The 23,675-nt window shown below is 72.4% G+C and carries 22 protein-coding genes and 1 pseudogene; 8 read left to right on the forward strand and 15 right to left on the reverse strand.

The window, feature by feature from the left end; all coding sequences use genetic code 11:
- Window position 1 precedes the first annotated feature (1 nt).
- The 6 genes from ABD743_RS31205 to thiD form a co-directional block, all read right to left on the reverse strand.
- Window positions 2-1,069, reverse strand: a complete 1,068-nt coding sequence (locus tag ABD743_RS31205) for a serine/threonine-protein kinase (RefSeq protein WP_344726115.1) — start codon at window positions 1,067-1,069, stop codon at window positions 2-4.
- A gap of 45 nt (window positions 1,070-1,114) precedes the next feature.
- Complete coding sequence (locus ABD743_RS31210; RefSeq protein WP_344726117.1) at window positions 1,115-1,930, reverse strand: FAD binding domain-containing protein; 816 nt, start codon at window positions 1,928-1,930, stop codon at window positions 1,115-1,117.
- Entirely contained in the window at window positions 1,927-2,499 is a 573-nt protein-coding gene (locus tag ABD743_RS31215; protein ID WP_344726177.1) for a (2Fe-2S)-binding protein, read from the reverse strand. Before ABD743_RS31215 ends, ABD743_RS31210 begins: the two co-directional genes overlap by 4 nt.
- An 8-nt stretch (window positions 2,500-2,507) precedes the next feature.
- A complete protein-coding gene (locus ABD743_RS31220) occupies window positions 2,508-4,799 on the reverse strand; it encodes a xanthine dehydrogenase family protein molybdopterin-binding subunit (protein WP_344726119.1) in 2,292 nt (763 codons plus the stop codon).
- A 167-nt stretch (window positions 4,800-4,966) separates the two neighbouring features.
- Entirely contained in the window at window positions 4,967-6,619 is a 1,653-nt protein-coding gene (gene thiC / locus ABD743_RS31225; protein WP_344726121.1) for a phosphomethylpyrimidine synthase ThiC, read from the reverse strand.
- 139 nt (window positions 6,620-6,758) lie between these two features.
- Entirely contained in the window at window positions 6,759-7,616 is an 858-nt protein-coding gene (gene thiD / locus ABD743_RS31230; protein WP_344726123.1) for a bifunctional hydroxymethylpyrimidine kinase/phosphomethylpyrimidine kinase, read from the reverse strand.
- A gap of 175 nt (window positions 7,617-7,791) precedes the next feature.
- Here thiD and ABD743_RS31235 point away from each other — a divergent pair, with 175 nt between their 5' ends.
- From ABD743_RS31235 to ABD743_RS31245, 3 genes and pseudogenes are all read left to right on the forward strand, one after another.
- A complete protein-coding gene (locus tag ABD743_RS31235; protein WP_344726125.1) occupies window positions 7,792-8,232 on the forward strand; it encodes a nitroreductase family deazaflavin-dependent oxidoreductase in 441 nt (146 codons plus the stop codon).
- A 66-nt stretch (window positions 8,233-8,298) separates the two neighbouring features.
- A complete protein-coding gene (locus tag ABD743_RS31240; protein WP_344726127.1) occupies window positions 8,299-8,898 on the forward strand; it encodes a class I SAM-dependent DNA methyltransferase in 600 nt (199 codons plus the stop codon).
- A 162-nt stretch (window positions 8,899-9,060) separates the two neighbouring features.
- Window positions 9,061-9,498: pseudogene (locus tag ABD743_RS31245) on the forward strand (Uma2 family endonuclease); the annotation flags it as partial.
- Window positions 9,499-9,501: 3 nt separating this feature from the next.
- On the opposite strand, the gene ABD743_RS31250 reads toward ABD743_RS31245, so the two are convergent.
- The 3 genes from ABD743_RS31250 to ABD743_RS31260 all read right to left on the reverse strand — a co-directional run bounded on the left by ABD743_RS31250 (window position 9,502) and on the right by ABD743_RS31260 (window position 12,598).
- The gene (locus tag ABD743_RS31250; RefSeq protein WP_344726129.1) at window positions 9,502-11,682 is read right to left on the reverse strand and encodes an FtsX-like permease family protein; all 2,181 of its coding nucleotides are present in this window, start codon (window positions 11,680-11,682) and stop codon (window positions 9,502-9,504) included.
- Window positions 11,682-12,392, reverse strand: coding sequence for an ABC transporter ATP-binding protein (locus tag ABD743_RS31255; RefSeq protein WP_344726179.1), 711 nt, complete (start codon window positions 12,390-12,392; stop codon window positions 11,682-11,684). The genes ABD743_RS31250 and ABD743_RS31255 overlap by 1 nt, the downstream gene beginning before the upstream one ends.
- Window positions 12,393-12,475: 83 nt before the next feature.
- Window positions 12,476-12,598, reverse strand: a complete 123-nt coding sequence (locus ABD743_RS31260) for a hypothetical protein (RefSeq protein WP_277398841.1) — start codon at window positions 12,596-12,598, stop codon at window positions 12,476-12,478.
- Between the two features lie 118 nt (window positions 12,599-12,716).
- On the opposite strand from ABD743_RS31260, the gene ABD743_RS31265 reads away from it, so the two are divergent.
- The gene (locus tag ABD743_RS31265) at window positions 12,717-13,895 is read left to right on the forward strand and encodes a sensor histidine kinase (RefSeq protein WP_344726131.1); all 1,179 of its coding nucleotides are present in this window, start codon (window positions 12,717-12,719) and stop codon (window positions 13,893-13,895) included.
- A complete protein-coding gene (locus ABD743_RS31270) occupies window positions 13,892-14,530 on the forward strand; it encodes a response regulator (protein WP_344726133.1) in 639 nt (212 codons plus the stop codon). The genes ABD743_RS31265 and ABD743_RS31270 overlap by 4 nt, the downstream gene beginning before the upstream one ends.
- A 14-nt stretch (window positions 14,531-14,544) precedes the next feature.
- Here ABD743_RS31270 and ABD743_RS31275 read toward each other — a convergent pair whose 3' ends face one another.
- Window positions 14,545-15,456, reverse strand: coding sequence for a S1C family serine protease (locus ABD743_RS31275; protein WP_344726135.1), 912 nt, complete (start codon window positions 15,454-15,456; stop codon window positions 14,545-14,547).
- 62 nt (window positions 15,457-15,518) lie between these two features.
- Entirely contained in the window at window positions 15,519-16,091 is a 573-nt protein-coding gene (locus tag ABD743_RS31280) for a peptide deformylase (RefSeq protein WP_344726137.1), read from the reverse strand.
- Between the two features lie 159 nt (window positions 16,092-16,250).
- Between ABD743_RS31280 and napA the strand changes: the two genes are divergently transcribed.
- Entirely contained in the window at window positions 16,251-16,556 is a 306-nt protein-coding gene (napA, locus tag ABD743_RS31285) for a nucleoid-associated protein NapA (RefSeq protein ID WP_344726140.1), read from the forward strand.
- A 54-nt stretch (window positions 16,557-16,610) separates the two neighbouring features.
- Window positions 16,611-17,288, forward strand: a complete 678-nt coding sequence (locus ABD743_RS31290) for a LytR C-terminal domain-containing protein (protein WP_344726142.1) — start codon at window positions 16,611-16,613, stop codon at window positions 17,286-17,288.
- Between the two features lie 10 nt (window positions 17,289-17,298).
- Here ABD743_RS31290 and ABD743_RS31295 read toward each other — a convergent pair whose 3' ends face one another.
- The 4 genes from ABD743_RS31295 to moeA form a co-directional block, all read right to left on the reverse strand.
- Window positions 17,299-19,590: an AAA family ATPase gene (locus ABD743_RS31295; protein ID WP_379658899.1), complete on the reverse strand. Its 2,292-nt coding sequence runs from the start codon at window positions 19,588-19,590 to the stop codon at window positions 17,299-17,301.
- A 101-nt stretch (window positions 19,591-19,691) separates the two neighbouring features.
- Entirely contained in the window at window positions 19,692-20,681 is a 990-nt protein-coding gene (locus ABD743_RS31300; protein ID WP_344726145.1) for a CDP-alcohol phosphatidyltransferase family protein, read from the reverse strand.
- On the reverse strand, window positions 20,681-21,430 hold the full coding sequence (locus ABD743_RS31305) for a phosphatidylserine decarboxylase (protein ID WP_344726147.1): 750 nt from the start codon (window positions 21,428-21,430) through the stop codon (window positions 20,681-20,683). Before ABD743_RS31305 ends, ABD743_RS31300 begins: the two co-directional genes overlap by 1 nt.
- A gap of 397 nt (window positions 21,431-21,827) precedes the next feature.
- Window positions 21,828-23,054: a molybdopterin molybdotransferase MoeA gene (gene moeA / locus ABD743_RS31310; RefSeq protein ID WP_344726149.1), complete on the reverse strand. Its 1,227-nt coding sequence runs from the start codon at window positions 23,052-23,054 to the stop codon at window positions 21,828-21,830.
- Between the two features lie 102 nt (window positions 23,055-23,156).
- Between moeA and ABD743_RS31315 the strand changes: the two genes are divergently transcribed.
- Entirely contained in the window at window positions 23,157-23,360 is a 204-nt protein-coding gene (locus tag ABD743_RS31315; protein WP_241040170.1) for a cold-shock protein, read from the forward strand.
- The last annotated feature ends 315 nt before the right edge of the window (window positions 23,361-23,675 follow it).

Consider the following 23,675-nt stretch of genomic DNA (forward strand, 5'->3'; position numbering starts at 1 on the left):
CCTACTTCGTGGCCCCGGAGGGTGTGTGCGACTGCTCCGCGTCGGCTGCGGCAGGAGTGTCCGAAGCCGACGTCGATGCCACGGTGAGCAGTGCGACCGCTGCGGTGAGAACGCAGAGCACGAGCCTGGACACCAGTGGCCTGCGCTGCCACCAGCGGCTCGACTGCTGCCGGTGGCGCCCGTGCAACCGACCCGCCGGTGAACCGCGCGGCCGCAGGAACGGGTCGGCCGCCAGCACAGCAGCGACCTGGGCGGCCGTAGGCCGTCGGGCTGGGTCGTCCCTCGTCATGGCCTCGAGGAGCTCACCGAACCCGGGAGGCAGCCCGGAGGGCACCACAGGAGAGCGGTGCAGCCGTGCGGTCGCCGACTCCACGGCGTGGCCGGGGTACTCGCGGCGCCCGGTCAGAGCCTCCAGCAGCACGAGCCCCAGCGCGTAGACGTCCGCGGGTGGCCCGACATGCTCCCCGCGGACCTGTTCCGGCGCGAGGTATGCAGCGGTACCGACCACGCACCCGTTCGCGGTCGCCACGGTCGCGTCGACGGTGCGGGCGATGCCGAAGTCGGCGAGACGCGGCCGGAGGCCGTCGAGCAGGACGTTGGCCGGTTTCACGTCACGGTGGATGATCCCGCCGTCGTGGACGTGGGCGAGCGCCTCGGCGAGCTGCCTGCCGAGCATCTGTACCGCGCCCGGTGCCAGCGGGCCCCGGCTGATCCGCTGCGCCAGTGTCGGCCCCTCGACGAGGTCGGTGACGACGAACGGCCTGCCGTCCGCATAGCCACCGTCGTGCAGCCCGACCAGGCCGGGGTGGCGCAGCCGGGCCAGCAGCCTCATCTCCTGCCGCTGCTGGCGCCGGTCGTGCGCGGAGGCGCCTGCGTGGAAGTGCTTGACCGCCACCTCGGCGCCGCTCATCAGGTCGCAGGCGCGATGCACCACGGCCGAGGACCCGATACCGAGCACCCGGCCGAGGGCATAGCGACCAGCGATGAGCCGTCGACCGTCCGGGGAGGCTCCATTCCGATCCCCAGCCGGCGCGGACTCCTCGAGGCCCATTTCCCCCGGTTCCCCCATTTCGCCCACGTCATGCGCGAAACGGCGGATCGTCCCCTGGACGGGTCAGCGGGCAGCAGCCGTGGTGAGCGCTCGGCGGGTGAGGACCCTGGCCAGGTGGCGGCGGTACTCCGCGGTGGCAGCCAGGTCGCTCGACGGCTCGGTGCCCTCGGCGGCCAGTGCGGCGGCGTCCTCGATCGACGCCCCGTCCGCGAGAGCGGCCTCCGTGGCCGTCGCCCGCAGCGGGGTGGCGCCCATGTTGACCAGCCCGACACGGCCGTCCACCGTGGCGACCCCGACGATCGCCCAGTCGTTGGCACGCCGAACGAACTTCTCGTAGGCCCACCCGGCGCTCCCCGTGCGGGGCACCCGGATCTCGACGATCAGCTCGCCCGGCTCCTTCACCGTGGAGAACACCCCGGTGTAGAAGTCGGTGGCCGGCACCTCGCGCTCACCCTGGGGGCCGCGCAACACGATGGTGCCGCCGAGCGTGAGCACCGCCGCCGGCAGGTCGGACGCCGGGTCGGCGTGGGCCAGCGAACCGCCGAGCGTGCCGCGGTGGCGCACCTGCGGGTCGCCGACGGTGCGGGCCACCGCCGCCAGCAGCGGCACCTCGGCCGCCAGCACCTCGGAGGACTCCACTGCGCGGTGCCGGGTGCCGGCACCGATCGCGACCTCGTTGCCCCGCACCTCGATGTAGCGCAGCTCGGGCAGCCGCCCGATGTCGATGACGACCTCGGGGGCGGCGAGCCGGAGCTTCATCACGGGCAGCAGCGAGTGGCCACCGGCCAGCACCGTGGCGTCCTCCCCGTGCTCCGCGAGCAGCGCCAGCGCGCCGTCGAGGGAGTCGGGGCGGGCGTAGTTGAAGGCGACGGGGATCATGCACCGCTCCCGGTGGAGAAGCCCGGTGCGGACTCGACGCCGCCGGCCGGGGACTGGTCGGCGTCCGCAGCGACGGAGGTGGTCTGCGCGGCGTCGGGGTTCTGCCCGCTCGCAGCGAGCACCGCGCGCACGATGTTGTGGTAGCCCGTGCACCGGCAGAGGTTGCCCTCGAGACCCTCGCGCACCTCACGCTCGGTGGGCTTCGGGTTCTCCTCCAGCAGGCTAACCGTCGCCATCACCATGCCGGGCGTGCAGAAACCGCACTGCAGGCCGTGCTCGGCGCGGAACGCCGCGGGCACCGGGTGCAGCTCGGTGGAGTTCGCCGAGAGCCCCTCCATCGTGGTGACCGACTGCCCGTCGGCCTGCACCGCGAGCACGGTGCACGACTTGACCGACTCGCCGTCCACGAGCACGGTGCACGCGCCGCAGGAGGTGGTGTCGCACCCGATGTTGGTGGCTTTGAGCCCGACCACGTCACGCAGGTAGTGCGCGAGCAGCAGCCGCGGCTCGACGTCGGCCGTGGTCTCCGAGCCGTTGACGGTGATTCCGACCTTGACGGTCTGGTTCATCGATGTGGTCACTGCGCTCCCCCGGAGCGGTCGTTGCGCGTGCCGCCTTCGCTGCGCGCGGCATTGATCGCCTCCCAGACCCGTAGCGGGCTGGTCGGCATGTCGATGTGGCGGACGCCCAGGTGCGACACGGCGTCGACCACCGCGCTCTGCACCGCGGGAGTGGCGCCGATGGTGCCGGCCTCGCCGATGCCCTTCACCCCGAGCGGGTTGAGGGTGGTCGGCGTCTCCATGTTCAGCAGCGTGAAGCTGGGCAGCTCGGCCGCGGACGGGAACGCGTAGTCGGCGAAGGTTGCCGTCAGCGGGTTGCCGTCCTCGTCGTAGACGACCTCTTCCAGCAACGCCTGGGAGATGCCCTGGGCGATGCCGCCGTGGCGCTGGCCCTCGGCGAGCAGGGGGTTCACGACCGGCCCGGCGTCGTCGAGCGTCACGACCCGGTCGACCACGGCCTTGCCGGACTCGACGTCCACCTCCACGACGGCGACGTGCGCGCCGAACGGGAACGTGGGCGCCCCGCTGTCGAACACGCTGTCCACCCTCAGCTGCTCCCGCTCCGCGAGCCGCGCGAGCGAGACGCTGGTGTCCGTGCCCCGGACCGACACAGCGCCGTCGGCGACCTCCAGGTCGTCGACGTTCGCCTCGAGCACGTCGGCGGCCCGCTGCTTCGCCAGCTCCACGAGCTCGCCCGCCGCCTGGTGGACGGCGACTCCGCCGGTCTGCAGGCTCCGGGAACCCATGGTGCCCGCGCCGCGCGGGATGAGGTCGGTGTCGCCGTGCTTGACCGTGATCTTCTCGATCGGGATGCCCAGGCGGTCACTCGTGAGCATCGCCCACGCGGTGGCGTGGCCCTGACCGTGGGGCGACGTGCCCGTCAGGACCGTGACCGTGCCGTCCGCGTGCACCTCGACGGAGGCGTCCTCGGCGAACGCGCCACCACCGGTGATCTCGACGTAGGCCGAGACCCCGATGCCGAGCTGGACGACGTCGCCACGCTCGCGGCGCCGCGCCTGTTCGGCTCGCAGCTCGGCATAGTTCGCCCCATCCAGCACGCGGTCGATCGCCTTCGCGTACTCGCCGCTGTCGTAGATCGCACCGCCCTTGGTCTCGAACGGGAACTTGTCCGGCGCCACGACGTTGCGCTTGCGGACCTCGGCGGGGTCCATGCCGATCTCGGCGGCGAACAGGTCCATGGCCCGCTCGATCGCGGCCGTGGCCTCGGGACGACCGGCGCCCCGGTAGGCACCCGTGGACGTCGTGGTGGTCACGACCGTGCGCGCCCGGGACTCGACCTTGGGGATGTCGTAGACGCCCGGTGCCATCTGGCGAGTGAAGAACGGGAGGAAGACGCCCAGGCGGGGGTAGCCACCTGCGTCGGCCAGCACGTCGAGGCGGTAGGCGAGCACATCGCCGTCGCGGTTGCCACCGATCGTGATGGTCTGCAGTTGCGCCCGGCCCTGCAGCATCCCGGTGAGGTTCTCCGAGCGCGTCTCGTTCCAGCGCACGGGGCGCTGCAGACGCTGCGCGAACCACGCCACCAGCGCGAACTCGGGGTCGGCCCCGATCTTCGCGCCGAAGCCGCCACCCACGTCCGGAGCGATCAGGTGGATCAGCGCTGCGTCGACACCCAGCCAGCCGGCGATCTCGTCGCGGGCGGACTGCGGGTTCTGCGTGGACGCCCAGAGCGTGACGCGCCCGTCGTCGCCCCACACGGCCGCGGCGGCGCGCGTCTCCAGGGGCGCGGCGGCGAGCCGCTGGTTGACGATGTCGCGCGTGACGACGACCTCGCAGCCGTCGAAGAAGTGCTCGTCGAACTCCTTGTCGTGCCCGAAGCCGCCGGCGAGGTTGGTGCCCACCTCCTCGAAGAGGAGGACCTCGTCCTTCAGCGCCTCGCGAGGGTCGACCACCGCGGGAAGCGGGTCGTAGTCGACCTCCACCAGGTCGGCGGCATCCTGCCCCTGGTAGGGGTGCTCGGTGAGCACGGCGGCCACCGGCTCGCCGACGAAGCGCACCTTGTCGGTGGCCAGCCAGGGCCGGACCATGCCGGGGTTCGCGCCGGCGAACAGCAGCGCCGGAGCGAGGTCGATGTCGGCGCCGGTGAACACCCCGACGACACCGGGCGCCTCACGGGCGGCCTCGACATCGACGGCGGTGATCCGACCGTGCGCAAGTGGAGACCGCACGAACGTGAGGTGCAGCGCACCGTTCAGCCGTTCGTCGGTCAGGTCATCCGTATATGTGGCGCCCCGGGAAAGGAACACCGGATCCTCGGTGCGGACCACACGCGTGCCCATGATGCTCATCGCTTGCGAGCCTAGCTCGCAGAACACGTCCCCGTCTGACCGCGTAACAAGTTCTCCGGCACATGCATGGAGTGCTCACACCATCGGTGACCAGGGATTTGCACGGGGGCCGCGTTCACGTCGCGGCGCGCGGCGTGAACGTGGCTCCCGGCACTAAGGGGAGGTTCTCAGTCCTCCGACAGCGGCAGGTACACGCGGCCCCCGGCGCCGGTGAACTCGTCAGCCTTCTCCGACATCCCGGCCTCGATCGCCTCCACGCTCGTCAGCCCGTGCTCCTCGGCGTACGCCCGGACGTCCTGTGTGATGCGCATCGAGCAGAACTTCGGCCCACACATGGAGCAGAAGTGCGCGGTCTTGGCCGGCTCGGCGGGCAGCGTCTCGTCGTGGAAGGCGAGCGCCGTGTCCGGGTCGAGCGACAGGTGGAACTGGTCGAGCCAGCGGAACTCGAACCGTGCAGCCGACAGGGCGTCGTCGCGTGCCTGCGCCCGCGGGTGCTCCTTGGCCAGGTCGGCGGCGTGCGCCGCGATCTTGTACGTGATCACGCCGGTCTTGACGTCGTCGCGGTCCGGGAGCCCGAGGTGCTCCTTGGGCGTGACGTAGCAGAGCATCGCGGTGCCGCGCGCGGCGATCGTGGCGGCGCCGATCGCGCTGGTGATGTGGTCGTAGCCGGGCGCGATGTCCGTGGCGAGCGGGCCGAGGGTGTAGAACGGCGCTTCGTTGCACCACAACTCCTCCAGCTGCACGTTCTCCGCGATCTTGTGCAGCGGGACGTGGCCCGGCCCCTCGATCATCACCTGCACGTCGCGGGCGCGTGCGATCGCCGTGAGCTCGCCGAGGGTGCGCAGCTCGGCGAGCTGAGCCTCGTCGTTGGCGTCGGCGATCGAACCGGGCCGCAGCCCGTCGCCCAGGGAGAACGTGACGTCGTAGGCACGGAGGATGTCGCAGAGCTCCTCGAAGTGCGTGTAGAGGAACGACTCGCGATGGTGTGCGAGGCACCACGCGGCCATGATCGACCCGCCCCTGGAGACGATGCCCGTGACGCGCTTCGCGGTGAGCGGCACGAAGCGCAGCAGCACGCCCGCGTGCACCGTCATGTAGTCGACGCCCTGCTCGCACTGCTCGATCACCGTGTCGCGGTAGACCTCCCACGACAGCTTCGCCGGGTCGCCGTCCACCTTCTCCAGTGCCTGGTAGATCGGCACCGTGCCGATCGGCACCGGCGAGTTCCGCAGGATCCACTCACGCGTCTCGTGGATGTTCTTGCCGGTCGACAGGTCCATCACGGTGTCGGCACCCCAGCGGGTGGCCCACACCATCTTCTCCACCTCCTCCTCGATCGAGGAGGTCACGGCCGAGTTGCCGAGGTTCGCGTTGATCTTCACGAGGAACGCCTTGCCGATGATCATCGGCTCGGCCTCCGGGTGACACCGGTTCGCCGGGATCACGGCGCGGCCGCGCGCGACCTCGGACCGCACCAGCTCGACGTTCACGCCCTCCCGGACCGCGATGAACCGCATCTCCGGCGTGATCACCCCGGCCCGTGCCCACGCCAGCTGCGTGGCGGCACCGTCCACCGGTTCTCGGCCCGCGATCCACGGCGCGCGCAGAGCCGGGAGCCCCGCGCGGACGTCGATCTCCGCGTTCTCGTCGGTGTAGGGCCCCGACGTGTCGTAGACATCGTGGTATTCGCCGGTGCTGAGCTCGATCCGGCGGACCGGGACCCGCAGTTCGTCGGGTCCGTCCAGGTACACCTTGTGCGAGCCCCGGATGGGGCCGGTGGTGACCTTCGGTGCGACGGTGCGGTCCTCGAGTGCCGTCATGGCATCGTCCTTCCTACGCCGGCATTACCCGGACAGGTTCTGCGGTCGGCGACGTCGATCAGCCGCCCTCTCAGCCCGTTTCACCACGAGCTCCCGCGTGTCATCTCCAGTTGTGCTCACCGGCCGAACAGCCGGGAGATCAGGGGGTGGGCTCCTCCCACCAGTGACGGATGGCCCAGAGCGGCGACACCGGGCCGTGGCCCGCGCCGAGCGGGTAGGAGTTGCGGACGGCCTCCACGATGTAGCGCTTGGCGAGCGCGACGGCGTCGGGTACCGCCAATCCGCGGGCGAGCCCGGACGTGATGGCGGCCGCCATGCTGTCGCCGCCGCCGTGGGTGTTGCCGGTGTCGAAGCGGGGGCCGGGCAGTTCGGTGAAGGTGTGGCCGTCGTAGAGGAGGTCGACGCAGCCGTCGGTGTCCTCGCTCAGGTGCCCGCCCTTGACCAGCACGTACTGCGGGCCGAGACCGTGCAGCACCTTCGCCGCCTCGTACTGGGCGGTGCGGTCGTGCACGTCGATGTCGATCAGGAGCCGCACCTCGTCGAGGTTCGGGGTGATGACGGTGGCGCGGGGGAACAGCAACCTGCGGTATGCCTCGAGTGCCTCGTCGGCCAGCAGTTGGTCGCCGTGCATCGACGCCGCGACGGGGTCGATCACGAACGGGATGGGGCCGCTTCCACCGATCCCGACCCGGTCGCACGCCCCGACGATCGCCTCGATGATCGGACGGCTGGCGAGCATGCCGGTCTTCGCGGCGTCCAGCCCGATGTCGGTGGCCACCGTCTCGATCTGGGCGGCCACCACCTCCGGCGGAATGGCGTGCACACCCGTGACGCCCACGGAGTTCTGCACCGTGACGGCTGTGACCGCCACGCACCCGTGCACCCCGCACGCCGCGAACGCGCGGAGGTCGGCCGGGATGCCGGCGCCACCACCCGAGTCGGTGCCCGCGATCGTGATCACCCTCGGCGGCGTGACGCCCACCGTCGGCTCCCCCATGTGTCGCCCTCCCTACGCCGGAATTACCCGGACAGGTTCCTGCGGTCGGCGGCGCCAGCCACCCTCTCAGCCCGCTCGCTGCGAGCTCCCGTGTTACCCCGACCGTAACCTGGAAAGCCTCTGGTGCGCCAGAGATCACGGAATGGCCGGGGGGCCGACGCGGTTTGGAGCTGACATGCCTCTGCAGGGTGAGTTCGAGATCAGCCCGGTCGACTGGGTCCGGGACATGACCAACAAGATCATCGAGAACGGCACGACCGACGGACAGACGATCCAGGATCGGGCCGTCGTCCTGGTGACCGTCCGTGGTGCGAAGACCGGCAAGCTGCGCAAGGTGCCGCTGATGCGCGTGGAGAACGACGGGCAGTACGCGATCGTCGCGTCGCTCGGCGGGGCCCCGAAGAACCCCGTCTGGTACTACAACGTGAAGGGCGACCCGCACGTCGACCTGCAGGACGGCACCGTAACCAAGGACTACACGGCACGTGAGGTCTTCGGCGACGAGAAGGCCGAGTGGTGGGAGCGCTCCGTGGCCGCCTACCCGCCCTACGCGGACTATCAGAAGAAGACCGACCGACAGATCCCCGTCTTCGTGCTGGACCCGATCACGGACTGAACCGCGGCGCCCCCGGTGTCACGGGCATTGGCGCCGGGGGCAGCGCCCGGAGGATCCTCGACGACCATGAGTGCCGTCTTCGATCGGATCGGCGAGGCCTACGAGCAGGCTTTCAGCGACCGGGAGGCGCAGCTCGGGCTCGGGCGCGCCCTCATCTCCGGGCTGCCGTCCCGCGCCCGGGTGCTCGACCACGGCTGCGGCGCCGGTCTCCCCACCGCCCGGCAACTGGCGGATGCGGGGCTCGAGGTTCTCGGCGTCGACGAGTCGGAGCGGATGCTGCGGCTGGCCCGGGAACGGGTGCCCGCAGCCCGGTTCGAGCAGCGCGACCTGCGCGACCTCGACCCCGCCCTCGGCACGTTCGACGCCGTCACCTCGTTCTTCGCGCTGCTGATGCTGGCGCGTGCCGACATCCCCGTGGTGCTCACAGGCCTCGCCGCCCGCATGCGCGAGGGCGGCCTGCTGGCTCTCGGGATGGTCGCAGGCGACCTCGACGCCGTCGAGATCGAGTTCCTCGGCGTGCCCATGGCGGTCACCGCCTACCCCACCGCCGAACTGTCGGCGGTCGTCGCGGCTGCCGGCTTCGACGTGCTGCAGTGCGACGAGGTGCAGGTTCCGGGGGCAGGAAACACCGAGACCCAGCAGTTCCTGCTGGCACGCCGACAGTGACCGGCCTGTCAGACTCCTCGCCGTGACGATCCGGCCGGTGGCCCCGCCCCACCTGCTGACCGTGGCCGAGTACCTCGAGATCGTCGAGATCGAGCCGGGCTACAGCGAGCTGGTGGAAGGCCGACTGCTGTTGACCCGACCCCGGCGCCGGACCACAACCGCGCGGAGCTGGAGATGGCGGTGCAGCTCCACGGCCGGTTGCCGCCCGGACTCGAGGTCATCCCGGATATGGACGTCGATCTCGAACTCGCTCCTGCCGAGGCCCCCGGCACCGTCCGCCGGCCCGATCTGATCGTCGTGCCACTGGAGGCCCGCAAGCGGGTGCGTACCGAGGGCGGGATCATCCGTGCGTCCGAGGTGCTCGTCGTGATGGAGGTGCTGTCCCCCGGATCGTGGCGCACCGATCATGTCCACAAACGCGGCGAGTACGCGGACGCGGGGATCCCGCACTACTGGATCATCGACACCACCGAGCCGGTCTCCCTCCTCGCCTGTCACCTCGCGGGCGAGTTCGGATACGCCGACGACGGCTCGGTGACCGGCACGTTCTCGGCCACCGAGCCGTTCCCCGTCGAGATCGACCTCGGCGCGCTGCTCTAACTCTCACGCCTCCTGCAGGGCGCGGATCGGCGGCACCCGGCCCGCGCGGACTGCCGGCACGGTCGCCGCCAGCGCCGCCACCACCACAACCCCCACGACGAGCGCCGCCAGCGACGGGAACGGCAACGCCGGCGGCCCCTCGGCGAGGCCGAGCACCTTCGCGCCGAGTGCCCCGTAGACCGAGCCGATCACCGCCCCGATCACGGCGGCGCCCGCCCCACTCAGCGCGGCCTCCCAGGCCACCATCGACCGGACCCCGCGCCCCGACAGCCCGACCGCGCGCAGCAACCCCGTCTCCCGCGTCCGTTCGGTCACCGACAACATCAGCGTGACGCCCACTCCCACCACGGCGACGAGCGCGGTCATCCCGACGAGCCCGAACCCGATCAGCTGCGCCGTGCCGAGCACGGAGTCCAGCTCAGCCCGTGCGTCGCCCGCGTACTGCACCAGTAGCCCCTGCGTACCGCCGGCACCCTGCTCGACGGCCGTGCGGGCCACGTCCTCGGACACGCCGGGTGCCGGGTTCACGAACACCGTGGGTCCGTCGGCACGGACGGCGAGCCGGGGATCGGCAGTCAGCCGGGCGGCCAGCGACGCGGCGCTCCCGGCATCCGCTGCGCTGACCACGACGTCGGCCGGGAACTGTTCCGCGATGTTCCGCTCGGCCCCCGACCGCGTGCTCTGGATGCCGACCAGCAGGGCCGATGTCAGGCCGACGCCGAGTGCCAGCACGGAGATCGTCGCGGCGGTGCGCCGCGGCACCTGAGCGGCGTTGGCGACCGCGAGCCGGGCCGCGGCACCGCCGAGCGCGGCGATCGGCCGTCCGGCAACGGCCACCAGGCCCCGCACCAGCACGGGACCCACGACGGCGAGCGCGGCGAACGCGACCATCCCGGAGAACGCAACGACGACCAGGGCGAGCGAGCCGTCGCCCGGCATGGCGAGTGCGACCCCCGCGAGCCCACCGGCAACTGCCGCAAGTACCACGGCCACCGCGATCCGGCGTCCGGCACGGGGCACACCGGCGTCCCCGGCGTCGGCCACGCCGAGCGCGGCCACGGGCGGGATCCGCGCCGCCGCCAGCGCGGGTGCCAGCCCGGCCAGCACCGTCGCCAGCACGGCCACCAGGAGCACACCGGCGAGCCCCGGCCACCACACCACCAGGTCCGGAACACCCTCCGCGCCGGACGCCCGCATCGCCGCGAGCAGCCCGTAGCCCGCGACGAGTGCGACGCCCAGACCCAGCACACCGGCCACCAGGCCCGTGACGACCGCCTCCACGAGTACCGCCCGCACCACCTGTCCGCGCCTGGCTCCCACGCACCGCAGCAGGGCCATCTGCGTGCGCCGCTGGGTGAGCACGATCCGGAAGGTCGACGCGACGACCACGGCTCCCGCGACGACGGCCAGACCCGCGAACACCCCGACCCCCACGAGCACGGCCGTCACCGATGCCGACGAGTCCTCGACCTCGGCCGCGCGCTGCTCCGCGCCGGTTCGCACCGCGTCGGGCACGCCGAGCACTGCCGCGATGCGGCCCGACAACGCCGCGGCATCCGCCCCTGGGGCTGCCGCCACGTCCACCTGGTCGAGCGAGCCGCCGAGCCCCGCCACCGTGTCCGGAGTGGCGACGAGGGTGTTGAGCCCGCTGTCCGACAGCGGCACCACGCCGGTCACCGTGACGGTTCGTGGCGCCGCGTCGCCCGCGTCCACTGTGACCGTGCGCCCCGGCGCGAGGCCGGTGCGTGCGGCCGTGGTCTCCCCCACCGCGACCTCGTCCGGACCCGCGGGAAGCCTGCCCTGCAGGAGAGGTCCGGTCAGCCGGGTGAGGGGGCCGTTCATCGGATCCGACGCGAGGTGCCAGGTCGTGGCCGAACCGGCGCCGCTCACCGTCGGGTAAGCCGCCCAGACGCCGACGGCGTCCGTGACACCGTCCACCGCGGCCACCCGAGCCACGAGGTCGGCGCCGCGGGCGTCCTCGGGCATGCGCTGCGGCAGCACGACGACCGCGGTGGTTTCGGGCGTGGTCACGACGGTCGCCGCGAGATAGGCGCGCAGCGTCTCACCGAGCAGGAACGTGCCGGCGGCGAAGACCGTGGCGACCGTGATCGCGAGCCCGGTGAGCAGCAGCCGTCCCGGCCTGCGACGGGTCTCGGCGAGCAGCGTCGCCGCGACGGCGGCCATCAGACTCCCGCCCGGGGGCCGGAGAGCGCCGACAGTGCGGACAGGACGGACTCCGGGCGAGGGTCGGGAAGCCAGCCCGCGACGGTGCCGTCCCGCAGCAGGACCACCTCGTCGGCGAACGAGGCCGCCACGGGGTCGTGCGTCACCATCACGACGGTCTGGCCGAGATCGCGTACCGAGGTGCGCAGCAGGTGCAGCAGCTCGTGGCCACTGGCGGTGTCCAGGTTGCCGGTCGGCTCGTCGGCGAAGACGACCTCGGGCCGGCCCAGCAGTGCTCTCGCCACCGCCACCCGTTGCTGCTGCCCACCGGAGAGCTGGGTGGGACGGTGCGTCAGGCGGTCGGCAATACCGAGCAGGCCGACGAGGTGGTCGCGCCACGCCCGGTCGGGACGACGGCCCGCCAGCCGTGCGGGCAGGTCGATGTTCTGTTCGGCGGTCAGCTGAGGCAGCAGGTTGAAGGCCTGGAACACGAACCCGATCCGGTCCCGCCGCAGGGCCGTCAGCTGAGCGTCGCTGCAGGCACCGAGATCGGTGTCCCCGAGCAGGACGTGGCCGGACGTGGCGGTGTCCAGCCCTGCGAGCAGGTGCATCAGCGTAGACTTGCCGGACCCGGACGGCCCCATGATCGCGGTGAAGCGCGCGGCGGGCACGGTCAGGTCCACGCCGTCCAGCGCACGGACGGCGGCGTCGCCGCGGCCGTGCACCTTCATGAGGCCGATCGCACGAGCTGCGGGACGCAGGTGGCGGGCCGCGACCGGGGTGGGACGACCCGCCGCGGGCATCGACGGATGGGTCACCGCCGTCCCCCCGGGGTGCCGAGGCTCTCCAGCAGCGGCAGCGCCGCCATCAACGCGAGGACGAGGAGGCCTGCCGTCCACGCCGCGGTGCCCAGCACCGCTCCGATCAGGTCCGTCATGGTCGTAACGATCTCTGCGGACGGGGGCTGCGCACCTCGTCCGGAGGACGGAACCGGACGGAGCGGCCTCGTACTTCCGGCCGAGGGGATGGGCGCGCGGGCGCAATAGGCTCGCCTCATGATCCGCCTGCTCCGCTGGTTCCGGCGGAACGCCGGGCTCATCGCCGAGGTCACCGCCTACGCGCTGTGGCTCCTGCCCGATTCGGTCCTCGCCTACAACACCGGCAACGTCGTGACGATCATCGCGAGCCTGCTCATACCCGGGATCGTCCTGCTGCGTAGGCGTCCGGGTTCGGATCTGGTCACCGTCGCGGTGCTCGCCGTGGGTGCCTCGCTCGCGATCTCGGCCCTTGCCGTGACCCCGGTGGTGACCCTGCTGGGATCCGGGCTCGGCCCCCAGTTCTACTTCTCCTTCACGGAGCTGCTCGCGCTCGCCGTCCTCGTCGTCGCCGTGCTGCGCCAGTGCGAGCTACGCCGGGCACTCCTGCTCACCGCGGCCGCCGCGGTGGCGATCGTCGCGTCGCCGCTCACCCGCTTCGACGGCAGCGATGCTCGCGCGCTCAGCCTGCCCTGCGCGCTCGGATGGGGCGGGGCCGTCGCCATCGGGCTGGTGCTGCGCGAGATCGAGACGCGCCGGCGCGCCGCACTCGCGGACGTCCGGTCGGCGGAACGGATGGAGCTCGCCCGGGAGCTGCACGACGTGGTGGCCCACCACGTCACGGGCATCGTCGTCGCAGCGCAGGCCGCCTCGGTCGTGGCCCGCCGCTCGCCCGACGACGTCGACCGGGCGCTCGCCGCGATCGAGATGGCAGGCACGGACGCGCTGGCCGCGATGCGCCGGATGGTCGGAGTGCTACGCGGTCAGGACGCCGAGGCGACACGCACACCGGGTGCCGAGCTGCGCGAGGTCCGCACCCTCGTCGACCGGTTCGACCCGGAGTCCCGGCTCGTCCGGCTCACCACCGCGCCCGGGCTGGAGCAAGCCGTGCTCCCGGCCGGGGTCGCCGCGACCGGGTACCGGGTGGTGCAGGAGGCTTTGACCAACGTCCGCAGACACGCTCCGGACGCGACCGAGGTGGAGGTGGACGTCCGGATGCGTGAGGAGGCTCTGCTGGTGTCGGTGCGCAACGACGGTGTGCCCGCGGTCGGGGTGGTGCCCCGCGCCGGCTCCAGCGGCTTCGGGTTGGCCGGCATGGCCGAGCGGGTCGGAGCGCTCGACGGGACGCTGACCGCGGGACCGACGGCGCCCGGCGTCTGGACGGTCTCGGCCCGGCTGCCGCTGCGGGGCGCCCGGTGATCCGAGTCGTGCTCGCCGACGACCAGGAGATGGTGCGCACCGGCTTCCGGCTGATCCTGTCCGCCGAGGACGGCGTCGAGGTGGTCGGCGAGGCGGGCACCGGCGTCGACGCCGTCGCACGCACCCGCGCGTTGCGGCCGGACGTGGTGCTGATGGACATCCGCATGCCGGAGCTGGACGGGCTCGAGGCCACCCGCGCGCTGATGAGCGACCCCACGCCGCCGCGGATCGTCGTCGTCACGACGTTCGACCTCGACGAGTACGTGTACGGCGCACTGCGGGCGGGCGCCTGTGGGTTCCTGCTCAAGGACGCCGGGCCGCGGCTGCTCGTGGAGGCGGTGCGGGCCGCCGCGGCGGGCGACGCGCTCGTGTCCCCGTCGGTCACCGTGCGGCTGCTCAAGCACCTCGCGGCTCGGCCGGCTGCGGGATCGGCGTTGCGCGATCCGCTGTCCCCCCGCGAACTCGACGTCGTACGGGCCGTCGCCCGCGGCCGCACGAACGCCGAGATCGCGGCGGAGCTGTTCGTCTCGCTCTCCACGGTGAAGACGCACCTGACGAACGTGCAGAGCAAGCTGTCCGCCCGCAATCGCGTGGAGATCGCCGCGTGGGCGTGGGAGCACGGCTACGTGGGCTGATCCGCCGGAGCGTCTCAGCGCAGTTCGGTGGGGACCGCGACGACGTCGACCATGGCTCCGTTGCGCAGCACGGTGACCGGGAGCGGCACCCCGATCGCGTCGCCGAAGAGCTGGCGCTGGATGCCCTGCGCGTCCTGGACCGGGCGACGGCCGACGTCGAGCACCAGGTCACCGGCGCGCAGCCCGGCGTGCGCTGCCGGGCTGCCACCGATCACCTCGACGAGCCGTAGACCGCTGCGGCGGCTGTACCGCTCGGCCACCGAGGCCGGCACGGGGGCGGGCGCGCCGACGACCCCGAGGTAGGCGCGCCGCACACGCCCGTCCGCGAGAAGGGTGGCGACGATCTGCCGGGTGGTCGCGTTGACCGGCACCGCCAGCCCGAGGCCGACGCCTGCGACCGCCGTGTTGATCCCGACGACGCGCGCGTGGCTGTCGGCGAGCGCTCCACCGGAGTTGCCGGGGTTGAGCGCAGCATCGGTCTGGATGACGTCCTCCACCACCCGGCCCGCGCTTCCGCTGCGGGTGGGCAGAGCCCGCCCGAGCGCGCTCACGACGCCCGCCGTGACCGAACCGGCGAGACCGAGCGGGTTGCCGACGGCCACCACGAGCTGGCCGACGACGAGCTGGTCGGCATCGCCGAGCTGCACCGGCGGCGGCAGGTCACCCGGATCGACGGCGCGCAGCACCGCGAGGTCGGAGAGTGGGTCGGTGCCCACGACCGTCACGTCGGTCTGGGTTCCGTCGACGAAATCGGCCCGGCCCCGGCGCGCGTCGCCGACCACGTGAGCGTTGGTCACCAGCACACCGTCGGCGTCGACGAGCACCGCCGAGCCGCTGCCCCGCCCGGTGCGGATGGCCGCGACGCGCCCGGTGAGCTCGGCCGCCACCGCGCTGACCGTGCGGGAGTAGGAGTCCAGCTCGTCCACGGCGACCTCCTTCTGCTTACAGTTTTGCAGAAGAAGAAACGTAAGTCCGCGCTCTCGTGTTCCTACACGTCCTCGGCCTGCTGGGTGGCGGGATCCCACTCCAGCCCGGGCACGCCCCAGCCCGTGTGCTTGAGCATCTTGCGGGCGGCGCGCTGGTTGCGGCCCACGAGCCGGTCCAGGTAGATCACGCCGTCGAGGTGGTCGGTCTCGTGCTGCAGGCAGCGGGCGAGGAAGCCGCGTCCCTCCACCTCGACCGGCGCTCCGTCGAGGTCCACCCCCGTGACGCGGGCCCACTCCGCGCGGCCCGTCGGGAAGTGCTCGCCGGGCACGGAGAGGCAGCCCTCCTCGTCGTCCTCCGGGTCGGGCATCGTCTCGGGCCGCTCCGACGTCTCCAGCACCGGGTTGACGACGACCCCGCGCACCCTCTCGCGCCGCTCCTCGTCAGGGCAGTCGTAGACGAACAGCCGCAGGTCGACCCCGATCTGGTTGGCCGCGAGGCCGACGCCCTCGGCCGCCGCCATCGTCTCGAACATGTCCTCGACGAGCGCCTTCAACCCGTCGTCGAAGACCTCGACGCGACGGGTCGGCGTGTGCAGGACGGGGTCACCGATGATGCGGATGGGTCGTACGGCCACGTGCGCCGACATTAGTCGGCGGCCCATCACTGATCGTCGGTCCACTCCACCGGGTGGTGCGTGCCTCCCCGGTTCTGGTCGGTCCATCGTGGTTGAATGGCCGCCGCGAATGACAGGCATGTGATTCGCAGTTCGCGAGGCCGGCCAGCAAGGAGCGTGATGGAGTCCGCCATCGGACCCAGCGGGGAGTCCTCGACCGGAAGCGCCCATCGGGAGCTGGACCGCAGGGAGCGCGAGATCCTCGCCTTCGAGGGTCAGTGGTGGAAGTACGCCGGCGCGAAGGAACAGGCTATCCGCGAGCTGTTCGACATGTCTGCCACCCGCTACTACCAGGTGCTCAACGCGCTGATCGACAAGCCGGAGGCACTCGCGGCCGACCCACTGCTGGTGCGGAGGCTCCGTCGGCTGCGCAGCAGCCGCCAGCGCACCCGCGCGGCGCGTCGGCTGGGCATGGAGCCGTGGTAGAGGCACCATGATCGCCCCGGCCTGATAGGAACTAACCCCCCACCGGAGGCATACGTGACCTCACCCGCTTCGTCAGGGGGCCCGTCTCCGCTGCGAATCGGCGGTCTCGCGCTGATCGGGATCGGGATCATCGCCGGCGTCGTCGGACTCGCCACCCTCGCCACCGGCGGAGGCGGGTCCGGTAGCGACCAGCAGGCTGCCCCACCTCCCCTGTCCACACAGGTCAGCATCACCCCGGATCCGAGTGCGCCGCCCGTGCCACAGGCCGCCCCCACTCCGGCGGCCTCCGCTCCGGCCGCCCCGCCTCCGGCAGCGCCTGCCCCCACCAGCCAGGCCGCCGTGGCGGTGCCGTCCTTCACCCCCACCCCCACGGGCGCTCCCGGCGGCAATGCGTCGTCCTCCCAGGCCGGCGCCGGCTCGGACGGCGCGAGCAGAACCGGCGCCGTCCGCTCACCGCTGCGGGTCTACAACAACAGCACCATCACCGGGCTCGCCGCACGCGCCGCCGCCGACTTCCGCAACGCGGGCTGGCAGGTCGAAGAGGTCGGCAACTACCCGTCGGGGATCATCCCGACCAGCACCGTCTACTACCGGCCGGGCACGGGCGAGCAGCAGGCGGCACAGGCCCTCGCCGGCCAGTTCGGACTCCGCGTCGAGCCGCGATTCTCGGGCCTGGACGAGGCGAGCCCCGGGCTGATCGTCATCGCCACCAACGACTACCAGGGCCGCTGACGCACCTCTGTCAGGTCTGGCGGCGGTCGGCGTAGGCCGCCAGGGCCGCCACCTGCTCGGGGTCGAGCGACGGCGGAACGGCGGCCCGGGCTGCGGCGATGTGCGCACCCGTCACCACAGCCGCGTCGAGCGACTCCCGCATCGCCGTGAGCGCGGCCTCGCGCAGCACGGCGGCGCAGTCGGCCGCCGAGTAGCCGTCGAGCTCCGCACCGAGGGCGTCGAGATCGACGTCGTCGGCCAGCGGGATGTTCCTCCCTGACGCGCGCAGGATCTCGGCGCGCGCAGCGGCGTCCGGCGGTGGCACGTACACCAGCCGCTCCAGCCTGCCCGGCCGCAGCAGCGCCGGGTCGATCAGCTCCGGCCGGTTCGTGGCTCCGACGACGATCACGTCGCGCAACGGCTCCGCCCCGTCCAGTTCTGTGAGCAGCGCGGCGACCACTCGGTCGGCCACCCCGGAGTCGGACGACTGGCCGCGTCGCGGCGCGAGCGCGTCCACCTCGTCGAGGAATACGAGTGCGGGCGCAGCGTCCGCCGCCTTGCGGAACAGCTCCCGGACGGCCCGCTCCGACTCGCCGACGTACTTGTCGAGCAGCTCCGCGCCCTTCACGGCGAGCACGTTGAGCTGCCCGGTTCCGGCCAGCGCGCGCAGCAGGAACGTCTTCCCACCGCCGGGCGGCCCGTAGACGAGTACCCCACGGGGCGCGGCGACGCCGAGACGGGCGAACGAGTCGGGGTACTGCAGCGGCCAGAGCACCGCCTCGGTGAGCGCCTGCTTGACCTCGACCATGTCGCCCACCTGGTCGAGCGTGATCCCGCCGGTCTGGAGGGTGTCCGACGACGACATGGAGATCGGCCGCACCGAGGCCACGGCGTCGAGCAGGTCCTGCTGGCAGATGCGGGGCTCTCCGTCACCGGCGTGGCGCAGCGCAGCCTGCACGGCGGCCTCCCGTCGCGCCGCGACGAGGTCGGCGGCGACGAAGCCGGGGGTGCGCTCGGCGACCGCCTTCAGGTCCACGCCGTCGGCCAGCGGCACCGCGGACAGCAGCCGACGCAGGAGTTCTGTGCGGGTGCGCAGGTCGGGAAGCGCCAGCCCGAGTTCCCGGTCGACGAGATCGGGGGCCCGCAGCCGCGGATCGACCGACTCCGGCGACGCCGTCGTGGCGACCAGAGCGAGCCCACGCGTCTCCACCGCCTCCCGCAGCGCGCCGAGGACGATCGTGGCGAGCGGGGGCGGGGAGGCAGCGGGGAGCAGGGCGTCGACATCGGTGACCACCAGCACGGTCCGCGAGCCCGCCAGCGCCGCGGCCCGCGCCGAGCCGATCACGTCGTGCACCCGCTGCGACGCGGCGCCCGCCTCGAGCGCTGCCACGCCCGGCGCCGCGAGCTCCACGCAGGAGGCGCCGACCGCGGCGGCCGTGCTGCGTGCCAGCGTCAGCTTGCCGACGCCCTCGGGACCGACGAGGAGCACGCCGAGCCGGGCGGAGCCACCGAGGCGGGTGAGCAGGTCCGGCCGATCGAGGGTCAGCTCCAGCCACTCGACGAGCCGGCGGGCCGCGTCGGTGTTACCGACCAGGTCCTCGACGGCGACCGCGGGCTCGGCGGCCTCCTGCTGAGTCACCGCAACGGGCGCGGGCGTGCCACGTGTGCCTGCGGCCACCGCGGCTCCCGACGGCCGCGATACCGCCCTCTCCGCGGCCCGGGCGGCGGACCCGCCCGTCCCCTGGACCGGAACGCCGGTCGCCGGGCCGCCTTCCCAACCCACAACCGTGCTCGGCTGCACGGCCACCGCTCCCGCCGGTTCCACCGTTGCGACAGTGAGCAGCTCCGTGGTCCAGGCGCTGCCCAGGGCCCCCGCGACGCGGCGGCGGGCCGTGCCCACGTCGAGGCCGGGCAGGGGCTCGACGTCCTGGGGCAGCAGCGAGACCGCGTCGCCGCCGGTGACGACCTTGCCCAGCAGGGCGAGCCGCACGACCTCGGGGGTGAGGGCGGCACGGGCGAGGCGGGAGCCGGTGAGCAGCACCCGGCGCGCGGACTCGACCGCCGCCGGAGCCACCACGACCGGCGCACCGTCGGACAGCCCGGCGTTGGAGAGGGTGACGTCATCCAGGGTCGCCTGACCTGCCGGCCCGTCGATCGGCGCGACGAGCGCCGTCGTCACGCGGGCACCGGTGAGGGTCACTGCCTCCCACGAGCGCAGACCCAGCGCGTCGATGACCTCGGGATGCAGCCGGACGACGCCGCGCCTGGCGTCCGTGGCGGACGCGGCGAGCCGGGCGACGAGAGTGATCGAGGGGGCGCTCACGAGCTGAACGCTAGCGCCCCCGCACCCCATGAAATCGCGGAGCCGTAGTGCTGTCCCGGGCGGCTCCCGGACAGCGCTACGGCTCCCAACTGCCGGGCGCTTCAGCGGCGGCGGACTCTGCGGAGGCCCAGGCGCAATCTGTTGCGCGGTACCTGGGCCGGGCCGGGTGCCCGACCGTTCGGCATCCGGCGCTGCATCGCACCGGCAGGGTCGTCGCCGAAGCGGCGCACGGCACGGGCCACGGCGCTGGCGCGGCCCGCCACCCGGCGGCGCAGCGGGGAACGCAGCCCCAGCCTGCGCGCGGAACGCGCCGCCCGTGCGACGGCGCGGCGTTCCCGCACCGGCACGCCCCACGCCTCCGGATGCCGCGTGAGCCACCGGTGCAGGTAGCCGCTGTAGGGGATCAACCCCAGGTACAGCACAGCGACGATGGCCAGCCCGAGGAACGGCGCCGTGATCAGCAACGCGGCGGCGATGCCGACCAGCACCAGCAGCGGAGCGATGTACTTCTGCGGCACCCGCACGGTCTTGAACGACAGCGTCGGCAGCCTGCTCACCATCAGCGCGGCCACGGCCATCGCCCACAGCCCCACGAGCAGCGGAGCCGACCACCACCCGGGCCCGAAGTGCAGGGTGAGGTAGAGCGGAAGGCCCGCCGACAGGGCCGCCGCGGGGGCCGGCACGCCGACGAAGAACTCCTTGGTGAAGGGGTACTCGTCCTCGACGTCGATGAGGGTGTTGAACCGGGCCAGTCGCAAGGCCATGCAGACGGCGAAGACCAGCGCGACGATCCAGCCGAACCGGCTGCCCTCCAGCGCCCAGATGTAGAGCACCAGTGCCGGCGCGACACCGAACGACACCAGGTCGGCCAACGAGTCGAGCTCGGCACCGATCCGGGTGCTGGCGTCGAGCAACCGGGCCAGCCTGCCGTCGAGCGCGTCGCACAGGGCGGCGGCGCCGACCGCGGCGGTGCACAGCTCGAACCGGCCGCTCAGCGCGAAGTACACCGCCGAGAGCCCGGCGCAGAGGGCGAGGACCGTGACGGCGTTCGGGAGCAGCCGGATGCCGGCGTTGTAGGCGGGGGCGGGCATCAGGCCCCCCCGGTGGGGAGCTCGGCCAGCACGGTCTCGCCGCCGATCGTGCGCTGCCCGACGGCGACGGTGACCCGCGAGCCCGGGGGCAGGTAGACGTCGACGCGCGAGCCGAACCGGATGAGGCCGTAGGTCTCGCCCGCTGCCACCTCGTTGCCGGGACGGACGTCGCACACGATGCGGCGTGCGAGCAGCCCGGCGATCTGCACCACCCCGAGCCGGACGCCGGCGGTGGTCTCCAGCAGCAACGCGTTGCGCTCGTTGTCCTCGCTGGCCTTGTCGAGATCGGCGGACAGGAATCGGCCAGGCCGGTACTCGACGGCGAGCACGCGCCCGTCGGCCGGGATTCGCTGCACGTGCACGTCGAGCACGGACAGGAAGACGCTGACGCGCGGAGCCGCAATTCGTGGCAGGTCCAGCTCCGGCGGCGGCAGCACGTCGGAGATGGTGGCCACGGTGCCGTCGGCGGCAGCGAGCGCCACGCCGTCGAGCGGCGGCCGGACCCGGCGCGGATTACGGAAGAAGGCGGCGGTGGCTCCGGCGGCGAGCGCTCCCGCCAGAGCGCCGCGGCCGGTGACGGCGCGCACCAATGCTGCAGCGACGGCCACGCCCGCCACCAGCGGGCGGCCTCCGGGATGCATAGGGGGCACAGCGGCCCTGATCAGCCCGGCGACGTGCGGCAACGACAGTCCTGCAGGGGACGACGCAGAGGGGGAGGCCCCGGGATGGGCCCCGGTTCGGTCGGGCATGGGGGCTGGTCGGCTCCTCCGGATGGTGACACGCGACGGTCGCTGCGGCGGCTACGGTACGCGAAGGCAGTTCGTCACCGTGTGCCACACTGCCGTCACCGGAGTGGGGTTCGGCGGAAAGCAAAGGGCCGGGGCCGTCATCCCCCGAGACGACGACCCCGGCCGTGGAACCGCTCGTCCGCTCCCCAGCGACGGGCGGTAGGTCTTTGCGAAGCGACCCCGGTCTCCCCGGGTCGTTCTCCAAGTATCCCCGAGTACCCAATCGATCGTCCAGATCACAGCCCCTCAAAGCCTGTGATGTGCACCGATCGGCCGAACACCCAATCAGTAAGACGTCGTGGCGGCGGAAATTGTTGCCTCTCTAGTGCGTGACCTACGTCACATTCTAAGCACTGGATCAGGGCTCGAGCAACCACAGCTCCACAGCGGCGCCCGCGTCGAGCTCCGTCACGGCCTCCGGGACCACCACCAGACAGTCTGCCCTGGCCAAGGAACCGAGCATGTGTGAGGCCGAGGTCCCGACCTCCTGCACGGTGCCCTCGACCGCGTCGAGAAGGCCCCGGCGGTACTGACGGCGGCCCGCCGGAGACCGCCAGTGCTCACTCAGCGTGGCCGTCACGAGGGGCCGTTCGGGGTGCGGATGCCCGAACGAGGCACGCAGCGCGGGACGGACGAACACCTCGAACGACACGTGTGTGCTGACCGGGTTGCCCGGCAATGTCACCACGCAGACCCCGCCCAGCTCGGCGACGCGGCCCGCGCCCTGCGGCCCACCCGGCTGCATCGCCACCCTGCCGAACTCGACGCCCCGCCCCGTGAACGCGTCGCGCACCACCTCGTAGGCCCCGGCGCTCACGCCGCCCGAGGTCAGAACAAGATCGACCTGTCCGGCATCCAGCCGTTGCCGGAGTCGGTCGAGGAATTGTTCGACGTCGTCGGGTACGAACCGCAACAGCTCCGCCTGCCCACCCGCGTCCTCGACGGCGGCGGCCAGCATCGGCCCGTTCGATTCGTATATCTGCCCTTCTTGCAGTTCCGTGCCCGGGGCCACCAGTTCGGAACCGGTGGACAACACGAGCACTTTGGGACGCCGGCGAACCGACACCGTGGCACAGCCCACAGCGGCCGCCACCCCGATCTGCGCCGGGCCGAGCACCGTGCCGGCCCGAAGGACGACATCGCCCGCCCGCACGTCCTCGCCCGCGTACCGGACGTACGCACCCGGCTTCGGCACCGCGGTGACCCGCACCGTGCTGGTGCCGCCGTCGGTCTCCTCCACGGGCACCACGGCATCGGCACCGGCAGGAAGTGCCGCCCCCGTCATGATCCGGTGCGCCGTGCCGGGCTCGAGCGGCGGGACGTCGACCCGTCCGGCCGGGATGTCGGCGCCCACCGGCAGCTCCACCGGTTCGCCGTCGCCGTTGCCGAGCAATTCCGCAGCGCGCACCGCGTACCCGTCCATCGCGGAGTTGTCGAAAGAGGGCAGCGACACGGCGGCCACGACGTCGGACGCGAGCACCCGGCCCCTGGCCTGCGCAATCACGACGTCCTCCGCCGGCATCGGCGACAGCAGCGCGGCAACAGCCGCGCGATGCTCTTCTACGGTCCTCCGGAAGCTCGCCACAGACGCATCCTGCCCGACCACGCCACCGATTCTCGTGAGGGCGCAGGGGCCGGTTTTTGGGTAGCGTCGAGTCCATAGATCGGCGAGGAACATGGAGGTGCCGTGGCTCAGGGCACGGTCAAGTGGTTCAACGCGGAGAAGGGCTTCGGCTTCATCGCCACCGACGGTGGGCCGGACGTCTTCGTCCACTACAGCGCGATCCAAGCAGACGGTTTCCGGACGCTGGACGAGGGCGACCGCGTGGAGTTCGAGACGACGGCAGGTCGGGACGGGCGCAGCCAGGCCGACGCAGTACGTCGTATCTGAGGCGCGCCGCAAGCTCGGTGACGTCAGCGGGGGGATCGGTCGAACCGGTCCCCCCGACTCATTTCAGCTCTTCCGATCACGTTCGGGCGACGTTGCACTCGACAGGTGCGAGTGCTAGAACCGGACTGGCACTCGGCACGGTAGAGTGCCAGATGTCGAGCGGGTGAGACCGGCGCAGGGTTGTCGGTCGTCCGTCGCGGGCGCCGGGCTCGACGCGAGACTTTCGTGTCATCCCAATCGGAGGACAACACCCCCATGGCGAAGATGATCGCTTTCGACGAGGAGGCGCGCCGCGGGCTCGAGCGCGGCATGAAC

Source organism: Pseudonocardia yunnanensis (assembly GCF_039534065.1).
In the GTDB taxonomy this organism is placed as follows: domain Bacteria; phylum Actinomycetota; class Actinomycetes; order Mycobacteriales; family Pseudonocardiaceae; genus Pseudonocardia; species Pseudonocardia yunnanensis.